At 69.4% G+C, this 11,692-nt stretch carries 7 protein-coding genes; 1 reads left to right on the top strand and 6 read right to left on the bottom strand.

Going from position 1 to position 11,692, the window contains the following annotated elements; translation table 11 throughout:
- Positions 1 to 36: 36 nt before the first annotated feature.
- Positions 37 to 3,393, bottom strand: a complete 3,357-nt coding sequence (locus tag LzC2_RS22105) for an efflux RND transporter permease subunit (RefSeq protein ID WP_171184497.1) — start codon at positions 3,391 to 3,393, stop codon at positions 37 to 39.
- A gap of 74 nt (positions 3,394 to 3,467) precedes the next feature.
- Here LzC2_RS22105 and LzC2_RS05230 point away from each other — a divergent pair, with 74 nt between their 5' ends.
- Positions 3,468 to 3,824 (top strand): four helix bundle protein, encoded by a 357-nt coding sequence (locus tag LzC2_RS05230; protein ID WP_171184496.1) that lies wholly within the window; start codon positions 3,468 to 3,470, stop codon positions 3,822 to 3,824.
- Positions 3,825 to 3,877: 53 nt separating this feature from the next.
- Here LzC2_RS05230 and LzC2_RS05225 read toward each other — a convergent pair whose 3' ends face one another.
- The 5 genes from LzC2_RS05225 to LzC2_RS05205 form a co-directional block, all read right to left on the bottom strand.
- Positions 3,878 to 5,383, bottom strand: coding sequence for an efflux RND transporter periplasmic adaptor subunit (locus LzC2_RS05225; protein ID WP_171184495.1), 1,506 nt, complete (start codon positions 5,381 to 5,383; stop codon positions 3,878 to 3,880).
- A 173-nt stretch (positions 5,384 to 5,556) separates the two neighbouring features.
- Complete coding sequence (locus tag LzC2_RS05220) at positions 5,557 to 5,970, bottom strand: hypothetical protein (RefSeq protein WP_171184493.1); 414 nt, start codon at positions 5,968 to 5,970, stop codon at positions 5,557 to 5,559.
- A gap of 377 nt (positions 5,971 to 6,347) precedes the next feature.
- Positions 6,348 to 7,772: an ankyrin repeat domain-containing protein gene (locus LzC2_RS05215; RefSeq protein ID WP_171184491.1), complete on the bottom strand. Its 1,425-nt coding sequence runs from the start codon at positions 7,770 to 7,772 to the stop codon at positions 6,348 to 6,350.
- Positions 7,773 to 7,774: 2 nt separating this feature from the next.
- A complete protein-coding gene (locus LzC2_RS05210) occupies positions 7,775 to 9,142 on the bottom strand; it encodes a DUF1552 domain-containing protein (RefSeq protein ID WP_171184489.1) in 1,368 nt (455 codons plus the stop codon).
- The gene (locus LzC2_RS05205) at positions 9,139 to 11,607 is read right to left on the bottom strand and encodes a DUF1592 domain-containing protein (RefSeq protein WP_171184483.1); all 2,469 of its coding nucleotides are present in this window, start codon (positions 11,605 to 11,607) and stop codon (positions 9,139 to 9,141) included. The genes LzC2_RS05210 and LzC2_RS05205 overlap by 4 nt, the downstream gene beginning before the upstream one ends.
- Between the last annotated feature and the right edge of the window lie 85 nt (positions 11,608 to 11,692).

Genomic DNA, 11,692 nt, shown 5'->3' with positions numbered 1-11,692 from the left:
AGTGGGCGGCGGGGGGGCCGGCGCCCGGGGAACGCTTCAGGCGTGGGCTTCGGACTCTTCCGTCAGCTTCACGGGGCCGCCGGATGACGAGGCCAGTCGCCGGCCGGCGGGGCGGCCGATCGCCCAAAACAGTGCGGGACGGACGACGAACTCCGCGGCGGTGCTGGTCAGCAGTCCGCCGATGATCACCGTGGCGACCGGGTAGAGGATCTCCTTGCCGGGCTCGCCGGCGGCCAGCGCCAGCGGGACCAAGCCGATGCCGCTGGTGAGGGCCGTCATCAGCACCGGCGCCAGCCGTTCCCGGCCGGCTCGCACGACCATGCCGCGGGTCCAGTCCTCGCCCTCATGCCGAACGAGGTGCAGGTAATGGTTCAGCAACAGAATGCCGTTGCGGCTGGCGATGCCGGCAAGGGAGATGAACCCGACCAGCGCCGCGACGGTCAGCGTTTGGTCCGTGACGACCAGCGCGATCACCCCGCCGACGAACGCGGTGGGCAGCGCGGCCATCACCTGTAAGGCGAAGTTCGCCGATCCGAACAGCGTATAGAGCACGAGGAACACCCCCAGCACCGACACCGCCGTCAGGGCGCCCAACACGCGGGTCGCGCTCTGCTGGCTCTCGAATTGGCCGCCGTACTCGATGTAGTACCCCGGCGGCAGATCGAGCTGGGCGAGACGGGCCTTCACGTCCGCGACGACCTCCACCACGCCGCGGTCGGTCACGTTCGCCTGCAAGACGATGCGACGGCGGACGTTCTCCCGGTTGATTGTGTTTGGACCGCCGCCCTCGTAGACCTGCGCCACCGACGACAGCGGGATCTGTCCGCCCTCCGGCGTGGTCAGGGCGAGACGACGGAGGGCGTCCAGGTCTTCGCGGAACGGCTCGTCCAGCCGCACCAGCAGATCGAAGGTGCGCTGACCGTCCAGCACCTCGGAGACCACCTCGCCGTTCATGGCGGTGCCGACGTAGCGCATCACCTCGGCCGGTCGCAGGCCGTTCGCGGCGAGGGCGTCGCGGTCCACCTCAATTCGCAGCTGGGGAATGACCACCTGCGGTTCGACGATCAGGTCCGTCAGGCCGGGCACGTCCGCGACGGCGACCTTCATCCGCTGAGCTTCCCGACGGAGCACGTCCAGATCGTCGCCGTACAGCTTGATGCCCACGTCCGCCTTCACCCCGCTGAGCATGTGCGAGATCAGGTGCGAAATCGGCTGTTCGACGGACGCCACGACGCCGGGCACGTCGGCGAGCGCCTCGCGGATCTCCTCCAGCGTTTCCTCGCGGGATTGCGGGGCGTTCGGATCGATGTCCAAGACGATTTCGGAGACGTTTACCCCCTCGGCGTGCTCGTCGAGTTCGGCCCGGCCGGTGCGGCGGACCATCGCGGTGACGGCGTCGATCTGCATCAAACGCCGTTCGACCATCGCGCCGATCTCGTCGCTCGTTTCCAGCGACGTGCCCGGGGCGAGAATCACGTTCGCCTGCACGGCGCCCTCGTTGAAGGGCGGGAGGAAGTCCCGGTCCAGCGTGGACAACCTCGCCCCCGCCGCCGCGACCGCGATCGCCGTGATGAGCAGCACGGGCCAGGCGAACAGCGTCGCCCCGCGGATCAGCCCGCCCGCCGCCCACTGCAACCCTCGCAGGAACAGCCCTTCTTCTTCGCCGCCGGAGGTGAAGCGGTCCAGCGCCTCCACAGCGATCCAGAACGCCGGGGCGAGGGCCAGCGTCCACCACAGCGGGTGCGTGGGGTGCAGGGCGTCCCAGTGAACAATCTCCGCGGCTCGGGGGGCGATCCAGTAGAAGGTCGCCGCGCTCATCCCCAGCCCCAGCAGCGGGGAGACGACGTGCCAACCGCGGTTGCCGACCAGCAGCAGCGAGCAGAGCGCCGGCGTGACCGTCAACGAGACCGCCAGCGACGCCAGGATCGACACGACGTACGCGGCGCCCAGCGGAGCGAACAGCCGTCCTTCCATCCCCCCGAGGGCGAACAGCGGCAGGAACACCAGCACCACGATCGCCGTCCCGAACACGATCGAGCTGCGGATCTCCGTGCTGGCCCGGAACGTCACGATCAGGGGGTGCAGTCGCTCGGCGGCCGGTCGCTGCTTGTTCTCTCGGAGCCTGCGAAAAATGTTTTCCACGTCGACGATCGCGTCGTCGACCAGCTCGCCGATCGCCACGGCGAGGCCGCCGAGCGTCATCGTGTTGATGCCCAGCCCGAACGCCGCGAAGACCAGCGCCGTGACCACGATCGACAGCGGGATCGCCGTCAGGGTGATGAACGTCGTGCGGAAGTTCAGCAGGAAGGCGAACAGGATCACGACGACCAGCACCCCGCCGTCGGCGAGGGCTTCCACGACGTTCTCGATGCTGCGATCGATAAAGCTCCGCTGCGAGTAGGTCGTGCGGACCCGCACGTCGTCCGGCAGGCCTGGAGCGAGGTCGGCGAGGGCCGCGTTGACGGCGTCGGTGACGGCCCGGGTGTCGGCGCCGGGCTGCTTGGCGATGGTGAGAACCACGGCCGGCCCGCCGCTCTCGCCGTCCTCGGTTTTCACCCGAGCCGCCGCGTCGCCCCGTTTGACCTGCGGCGCTTCGACCACGCGGGCGAGATCCGCCAGCGTGACCGGGCGTCCGTCGCGGATCGTCACGGCGACGCCGGCGAGATCCTCCGCGGACTTCGCCCGGCCCAGCCCACGGACCAGCAGCTCGGTCGGCCCGCGCTCGTCCAGATAGCCCCCGGTCGCGTTGAGATTGCTCTCGGAGACGGCCTGCTTCACGTCCTCCAACGTCAGGCCGTAGGCCCGCAGGGCGTCCGGATCGACGAGGACCTGAAACTGCTTCCGTCCGCCGCCCATCGTGAACACCTGGCTCACGCCGGGGATCGTCAATAGGCGCTGGCGAATCGTCCAGTCGGCGATGGTCCGCAATTCCAGCGGGCCGGTGCTGCCGTCCTCGCTCCACATCCCCAGCATTAAGACCTGCCCCATGATCGAACTGATCGGGGCCAGCGACGGTCGAATGCCCTCCGGCATCCGCTCCGCGGCGAGTTGCAGCCGCTCGCCGACGATCTGTCGGTCGGTGTAGATATCGGTTCCGTAGGCGAACTCCGCGTAGACGACGCTGATGCCCACGCCGCTGCTGCTTCGCACCGCCTCCACGCCGGTCGCCCCGTTCAGCACGGTCTCCAGCGGGAAGGTGATGAGCGTCTCCACCTCCTCCGGCGCCATGCCGGGGGCCTCGGTGATCACGACGACCCGCGGCCTGTTCAGGTCGGGGAAGACGTCGATCGTGAGACCGGCGGTCCGCCACCCGCCGAGACCCAACGCCAGCAACGCCCCCGCCAGAATCAGCAGGCGATTGTGCAGGGCGAAGCGGATGACGGCATTGAGCATGGGGTGTTGAGAGTTGAGAGTCGATGGTCGGAAGTTGAGAGTGCCGGCTTTTCCGCCTCAAACCGGAGCGTGCCGTGTTCGGATTCGAGAAGCTGACGGTCTGGCGAAAAGCGGTGGACTGGGCGGACGCCGTCTATGACGCGACGGCGGGTTTTCCGGCGGACGAGCGGTTCGGACTCACGAACCAAATGCGACGGGCGTCGGTCTCCGTCTCGTCGAACATCGCTGAGGGCAGCGGGCGGGGATCGAGCAAAGACTTCATCCGTTTCATTGGGATCGCGTACGGGTCGCTGATGGAGGTGGCGTCCCAACTGCACATCGCCCGCCGGCGAGGCTTTCTGACTGAGGAACGCTTCGAGTCGCTCTATGCCGAAGCGGAGGAGCTGGCTCGAATGCTGAGCGGACTGCGGCGGTCATTGAGCGCTTCGTGAACGAGAAACGGCGGTCTGCCTTTCAACTCTCCACCTTCGACCTTCAACCCCTTTCAGTGGCTGTGGCCGGCGTGGGGGTCCGGGGCGCCGCCGGCGGCGTTCATCAGCGCCATCTGCAACTGGTGAGCGGCGGTGACGGCGACGCTCTCGCCTGGCAGCAGCGAGCCGTCGTCGGCGATCACGACCGAACCGCCGTCGCGAAACTCCACCCGCACCGGCCGACGCTCGAAGGTCGAACCGTTCTCGACGAATACGAACCGCTCCGCCCCCGCCTCCGCGACGGCCGCCACCGGCAGCACGATCACGTCGCGGAACGTTTCGACCGGCACCCGCAGCCGCATCCGCTGGCCGGGCTTGTATTTCCAAGTCAGGAAGCGCGCGCCGCCGTTCCCGCCTGGAACGCTCCGGGAGTCGCGGACGATCTCGTTCGGCAGCAGGACGTAGAAGGGCAGGGCGCGGCTCTCGGCCGCGACGCGATTGGCGACGTGGGCGATCTCCAACCCCGTCACCGGATCGGCGCTCGTTCTGCCCGGACCGGAGGAGAGTTCGTCCGTGGGGAGCGCGGCGACCTGCCGGTTGTCGCGGGCCGCGGCGGCGACGAACGCGGCGTCCCGCTCGAAGGCGCGGCCCTCGATGTACAGCAGGGACAGGTCGCTTAACTCCGCCAGCGGCGCGTTGGCCTGGACCGCATCGCCCGCATGGGCGGTCAGCCGTTCGAGCGTCAGCGGCGGCTGTGATTCCGACGCGCTCGGCTGATAGCTGATCGCCTGTGCCCGCAGGCCGCGAACCGCCTCCCGAACGGTCGGATCATGGCGCTCGTCATGTCCCGCGGCGGTTGGATCGTGCGGCTCGGGGACGACGACCCGAATCTCTCGCACGAGGCTCCGGTCCGTGGCGATCCGGTCCACCTGCGCCTCTTCCAACCCATGCAGCAGCAGGCTTTGGCGCTGGGCCTTCAGCAGCCCTTCCAGTTTCTGCTTCTCGTACTGTCGTTCGAGCACGACCTTCCCCGCGACCACCCCGCGGGAGACGGTCTGCAAGCGGCCGATCTCGCGGTCCTCGACATCGAGCGATTCGAGCGTTTTGAGGTACTCCGTCTGGGCGTTCACCACGTCCTCGTGCGTCAGCCGCATGACGAACAGCGTCTCGCCGGGACGAACCGCCTGCCCCTCCGTGGCGAAGACGTCCGTCACCACGCCGGTCATCGGGGCGGAGACCTGAAGCGACGTGCGGCCCGGCCGCTCCGCGACGACGCCGGGCACCGTGATCGTGCGGTCGAAATCGGTGAGCGCGACTTCCGCGGTCCGCACCCCGATCGTCCCGCGGGCCTGCTCGGACAGACGAATCTCTTCGTTCGCCCCGGCGCCGGCCCCGTGGTCGTCGTGGGCCTCCTCAGCCGTCGTCTCGCCGGGGGGCGTTCCGAAGACCATCGCGGAGACGGGCGGCCCCCACCAGTCCGCGGAGAGCCACAGAGCCAACGCGACGGCCGGGACGGCCGCGATCGACAGCCACGTTGGCGAGAGATTGAGAACCGAGACGTTTCGTTTGCCGAGGCGCATGGCAGCACCGAGGGAGAAGGTTGAAGAAGCGACTGCGCAGGCCGCGCCGAACGGCGGGACCGGGGGCAGAAAGAGACCGGGCGACGCGGGCGATTCCGCATCCGTCACGGATGAGGATTCAGACCGTCAGTTCCGGGAGGCGCCGCCGACGTCACGGTCGGCGCAGAGACGCGCTACAGCAGGAAGACCCGCGTGCGCAGGCGGTCGCCCGGACCGCTTCGAAACCCCGATCGATCCCCGCGATCCCACGCAGCGACGCGATCCGCCCGAACGTCGCTCGTCCGCAGCGCGTCGAGCAGGGCCGAGAAACCGCCCGCATTAAGGATCGGCGGAGCCGTAAACGGCGCCGTCAGCCAGGAACAGTCGGACTCGTGGCACCCGCCGCCGTCGTCCTGCCCGTGACGTTCGTGCCCGTGATCGTCGTGGTTGCCGTCGTGCGGCTCATCGCCGTGATGGGCGTGCGTTTCCACGACGCCGTTCCCATGTCCCAGCGCCTCGCCCGCATGGGCGTGATGCACGCAGCACCCCAGCACGGCGTGCGTCAGCACGGCGGCGAGCGTGGCCAGCGGGGTGACGAAGCGGAACACGGTCAGCTCACGAGGGAGCGGTCGATACCGGGGTACGGTAGCAGTTCGACGCGGGTCGGGAAGGCGGATCGGGGGAAACCGCCCGTGATAGGAATGCAGCGGCCGTGCCGAACCCAATGCACGAACAATTCGCCTGCAAAGTAGGCAAACGTCGTGCTCGGACGGCGTTCGCCGTCGTCAGACCCGCGTCACCGCGCCGTCGTTTCGACTACGGTTCCTCCCCTCTCAATCGGGGGGTATTGCCAACGACCCCGGACTGGCTCCTTGCTCCGGAGGAGCGCTCTCCGTCTTCAACGTCGGCCGTGCCCCCGTCAGCGCCCGGGTTGATCGCCGTTCAGTCCGTCTCGGGCCGCCTGAAGAAAATGGATTCGATCGCTTCAGTCGGAGCGAACCGTGAACGGGCGGGCGAGAACGGCTTGAATCGCGGCGATCGTTTCCGGGGAGGGGCGAAAGTTGCCGCGACGCTGGCCGGAGGCGATCTCCAGCGGCGTCCAGCCCGACCGGTTTTCGACGTTCCAGACCGCCGGGTCGGCACCGTGCTCGGCCAACAATCGGACCACGTCCGGACGGTTCTTGTAGGCGGCGCCGTGCATCGCCGTTTCACCGCGGTCATCGACCAGGTCGATCTTCGCCCCGCGGTCGAGCAACCAACGCACTGCCTCCACGGCTTCGGCCTCCGTCGCGGCCGGTTCGTCGCCGCTGCCGAGCGCCCCGACGCCCGCGGCGGCCAGCAGCGCCGTCGTCCCGTCGGCGTTCGTCAGCGTTTCGTCAGCTCCGGCGTCCAGCAGCGCCGTCATCAGCGGCACGTCGCACGATTCGCAGGCGAGGAGGAACGCCGTCGCTCCCTTCTTGTTCAGCCCCGGATGGCCGGGCGGGGACCCCTTCAACCGCAGATTCACGTCGGCGCCGGCGTCGATCAGCACGCGCACAAATTCCAGGCTCGTTAGCGAACCGGAGCCGGTCGGCGCCGGGTCGCCGTCGCCGCGCATCGGCTTGCGCACCCAGCTGATCGCGTGCAACGCCGCGAAGCCGGAGCGGAGATCGTCCGGGGCGGCGCCGGCGTTCAGCAGGGCGGCGGCCAATTCGAAGTGCCCGTTTTCGACGGCGAGCGCCAGCGGGGGCGTGCCGTTGCGGAGTCCATTGCGGGCGCCCTTTCGCACCTCCGCGGGGGCGTTCACGTCGACCCCCGCGGCGAGCAACCGGCGGGCGGCGGCGACCTCGCCCTCCCGCACGGCGAACAGGAACGGGGTGAAGCCGGAGGGCAGCGTCGCGTTCACGTTGGCGTCCGCGGCGACGAGCACGTCGATCGCCGTCGCATGCCCCGCGGCCGCGGCCCACATCAACGCGGTCTGACCGCGGGGATCGGCGGCGTTCGGCTTCGACCCGGCCTCCAAGAGAGCTTTGAGAGCCGCGGGGCGACCGGTGCGGGCGGCGCTCAGCAGCGGCGTCGACCCGTCCGGGAATCGGGCGTTCGCATCGGCCCCGGCGTCCAACAGTCGCCGCACGATCCCCGCATCACCTAGTTCACAGGCCAACGCGAGCGGCGTGACTCCGTAGTGCGTTTCCGCGGTGGCGTCTGCCCCGGCGTTGATCAGCCGAGCGACGATCGAATCCTCTCCGCGTCGCACGGCCCAGTGCAGGGCCGTCATGCCGTCCGGTTGGGCGAGGTTCACCCCCGGTTCTTCCCGGTCCAGCAGCCGATCGATGGCCGCGGCGTCGCGGGTTTCGACGGCGTCGGCGAGCGGCGCGTCGGCCGGCGGGGCCGCGGCGAACAGCAGGGCGGAGAGGAACGCGGCGCTCATCGTCACACCCCCAGCGGATCGAACAGGTCGGCGACCTCGCCGTCGCTGTCGGCGAAGGCGGATTGATTCACGCCCACCTTGTTCAGCAGCGTGAGGTGCAGGTTCGCCAACGGCGTCGGCTCGGCGTAGCGGATGTGTCGGCCGCCGCGCATGTTCCCGGCGGCGCCGCCGGCGACGAGGATCGGCAGATCGACGTGGTCGTGGACGTTCGGGTTCCCCATCCCGCTGCCGTACAGGTACAGCGAATGATCGAGCAGGCTCCCGCCGGCTTCGGGGGTGTCTCGCAGCGTCTTCAGGAAGTCCGCGAACAGGCCGACGTGGAAGCGGTTGATCTTGGCGACCTTCGCCACCTTGGCCGGGTCGTTGCCGTGGTGGGTGAGCGGGTGGTGCGGATCGTCGACGCCCACCTCCGGATAGGTCCGATTGCTGGTCTCGCGGGCGAGTTGGAAGGTGACGACGCGGGTGATGTCGCCCCGCAGCGCCAACGCCTGCAGGTCGAACATCAGTTTGGCGTGATCCGCGTACTTCGCGGGCACGCCGACGGGGCGATCGAGGTCGGGCAGGGGGTTGTCGCGGGTCTCGGCCTCCGCTTGCTGAATGCGTCGTTCGACTTCGCGGACGCTCTCCAGATAGCCGCTGACCCGCGTGCGATCCGCGGCGCCGAGGGTGCGGGAGAGCCGGGCGAACTCGTCGGTGACGCTGTCCAGCAGGCTGGCTCGATTCGACAGATCGGCCCGTCGCTGGGCCGGCGTGCCGCCCTCGCCGAACAGCGTTTCAAACACCAACCGCGGGTGGGCCTCCGCGGGCAGCGGGGTGGTCGGCGAGGACCAGGCGAGGTTGTTCTGATAGACGCAGGCGTAGCCGTTGTCGCACTGGCCGACCATCGACATCAGATCCATCGCCAACTCCAACGACGGCAACCGCGTGTCGACGCCGAGCTGACGGGCCGCGATCTGATCCGCCGTCGTGCCGAGGTGATAGTCGGCGGACTCGGTCCGCTTGGCCTTCGCCGCGGAGAGGAACGCGGCGTTGCTGGTGGCGTGTGTGCCGGGGTAAGCGTTGCGAAGTTCGAGGTTGCCGATCGCCGTGACGCGGTCCTTGACGGCCTCCAGCGGTTCGAGCGTCGAGGGCAGGGCGCCCAGCGGATCGCCGCCGGGCGTCAGTCCCCCGGCGGGCTTCCACGCCTCCGGGGCGCAGCCCATCGGCATGTAGACGTAACCCAGCCGCCGCAGCTTCGCCGGGGCGGCGGGCGTGCGTTCGACGGCGGTCAGCGCCGGCACCATCGCATCGAGCAACGGCAGCGACAGGGCGGCGCCGGCTCCCCGCAGGAAGGTGCGACGCGGCAGGGCGCGACGGGGGACGAAGCTCATTTCGAGTTCTCCGAGAGAGAGACGGGCGGCGCCGCGGTCCGTTGACGGAACGGCGGGCTGTCGACGATTGCGGCGATCAGGGAGGCAAACCGATAATCGTCCTCCGCGGCCCGTCGCACGATGCCGCGGACGGCGGGGGCGTCGCGGTGATCGAGGCCGCGACCTAAAGCATACGTCAGCAGTTTTTCGGTCAGGGTCGTGACGAACAGGTCCGGCCGGGCGAGCAGTTCCCGCTCCAGATCGGCGACGCCGGACAACTCCCCCCCGCCGGGGAAGGCGCCGCTCGGGTCGACCGGGAGTTCGTCCTCCAACGTCCGAAAGCGACCGACGGCGTCGTAGTTCTCGAAGGCGAATCCCAGCGGGTCGATCAGGTCATGGCAGGAGGCGCACGCCGCGTGCGCCCGGTGAGCGGAGAGGCGATCGCGGACCGACAGACCCGCGGCGACGGTGTTCTCTTCGAGAGCCGGGATATCGTCCGGCGGCGGCTTGGGCGGGGTGCCGAGGAGGTTCTCCAATACCCACTTCCCCCGCAGCACCGGGCTGGTGCGGGTCGCGTAGGAGGTGACCGTCAGCACGCTGCCATGCCGCAGCAGACCGCCACGGGCCGGGTCGGCTCCGAGATCGACCCGACGCAGGTTCACCCGGCGAAAATGGCTCCCGCGGACGTGCGGGATCCCGTAGTGGGCGGCGAGGCGTTCGTTCAGCCAGGCATGCCCGGGGGCGATCAGGTGGGTGACCGGGAGGTTCTCCTCGACCATCTCCGCAAACAGCAGTTCGGTCTCGCGGCGAAACGCGGTGCGGAGGTTGTCGTCGAAGTCCGGGAACGCCCGCATGTCCGGCGTGATGCCCTCCAGATTCCGCAGGTGCAGCCACTGCCCGGCGAAGTTCGTCGCGAGCGCCGCGGCCCGCGGATCGGCCAGCATGCGGCGGACCTGGGCGTCCACCGTCGCCGGGTCGCCCAATTTGTCCTGCTCCGCGAGCGTCAGCAATTCGTCGTCCGGCGGGGCGCTCCAGAGGAAGAACGATAGCCGCGACGCCAGCGTGACGTCGTCCACCGCATAGGCGGTCGCGGGCGGCAGATCGACGGGGTCGCGTTCGACGCGAAACAGGAAGTTGGGGTTCACCAGCACGCCGGCGAGGGCCAGTTCGATCCCCGCCTCAAACCGCTCCGCGTCGCTTCCCTCAACCGCTGCCCCGGCTTCGAACAGCGCGAGCGGCTTGGCGAGATCGTCGGGCGTGATCGGCCGTCGATACGCCCGACGCAGCAATGGGGCGAGAATCGCGTGCGTAGACCCAGCCCATTGCTCGGGACCGTCCGGCGTGTGGGTGAGGATGCGTTCGCGGCTCGGCGAGTCGCCCGGCGAGGAATCCGCCGCCGGATCGCCGTAGGGGCCGGTGATCGTCACCTCATACACCGCCGGCGTGCGGCGGGGATGGCGGTAGAAGTTGAAGCGGGCCTCGTGGGGTTGGCGGGCCGTCTCGACCAATGAAGCGTCGTCCTTGAGGAACGCGACGCCCACCTCGTGCGAACCGGCGGTCACGTTCACCCGCTTCGCGAGGTGCAGGTCGACGTCCGCGTGGGTGGCGGCCTCCCAGCCGTCGTCGCCCCCGCCGTCGCCGGCCTTGCCGCGTCGCGGCGGTTTGACTTCGAACCGGGCGATCGGGGCGCGGTCGAGCAGCAGGTCGAGTTCGTGGCGGCCCCTCAGCCCTTCGACTTCCTCATTACGATCGCGCATCAGCCGAACGCGAATCTCGTAGTCGCCGGTCCGTGGGAAGTGGTGGGAGAGGAGCGCTCCGCCCCGCGTGCCCAGCGGGAGGCCGTCGAGGTGGTTCTCCTGGGTGAGGTCCGGCCGCAGACGCACCGTGCGACCCGACGGCCCGCGGCCCGGTCGCCCCAACGCCTGCCGCGCGATCGACCGGGCGGCGGTGACGTAGCGGTCCATGCGGGTCGGCGAGAGGTCGCCGACGGTCACGTTGTCGAACCCGTGGCTCGATTCGTCCTTCGGCAGCCAGAGGGAAGCATCGACTTTCACCCCCAGCAGATCGCGCACCGCGTTGGCGTACTCCGTCCGGGTGAGCCGGCGGAACGTCGCCGTACGGCCGGGACTGGGGAACTCCGCGGCGTGCTGATCGAGGGCCAGTTCAAGCCGCGCGAGCGCGGCGTCGCGGAGCGGTTCGTCGTCGAAATAGGCGTTCGCCGGCGGCATCTGCCGGGTGCGCAGCTTGCGGACGACCTTTTCCCACGCTGCGGCCTGCGTCGCCGGGGAGCGGGCGTCGAGCGACGCCAGATCAAACCCCGCCTCCGCCGAGTCGCCGGCGTGACAGTCGAGGCAAGAGGCCGTCAGCAGCCCCGCGACCGGGTCCGCCGTCGTCGAGGATTCATCCGGTTCGGTCGCGGAAGCGATCGAGGCCAGCGCTCCGCAGAGCGCCGCGACAAGCGCCGTCGATGCGGGGCGATACGTCACGCGGACTCCGGGCGGCAAAGGGGAAGGCTCGCTGAGGATGAATCGGATTCAGCCTATGCGATGGTCCGTCGAGAGAACACCGTCA

Origin of the sequence: Alienimonas chondri (genome assembly GCF_013036045.1) — a bacterium.
Classification (GTDB): domain Bacteria; phylum Planctomycetota; class Planctomycetia; order Planctomycetales; family Planctomycetaceae; genus Alienimonas; species Alienimonas chondri.
This window is presented reverse-complemented; position numbering and strand designations above follow the sequence as displayed.

Excerpts from the sequence above, each read along its gene's own strand:
- LzC2_RS22105 (WP_171184497.1), bottom strand. The coding sequence starts at position 3,393 with ATGCTCAATGCCGTCATCCGCTTCGCCCTGCACAATCGCCTGCTGATT.
- LzC2_RS05225 (WP_171184495.1), bottom strand. The coding sequence starts at position 5,383 with ATGCGCCTCGGCAAACGAAACGTCTCGGTTCTCAATCTCTCGCCAACG.
- LzC2_RS05215 (WP_171184491.1), bottom strand. The coding sequence starts at position 7,772 with ATGAGCGCCGCGTTCCTCTCCGCCCTGCTGTTCGCCGCGGCCCCGCCG.
- LzC2_RS05210 (WP_171184489.1), bottom strand. The coding sequence starts at position 9,142 with ATGAGCTTCGTCCCCCGTCGCGCCCTGCCGCGTCGCACCTTCCTGCGG.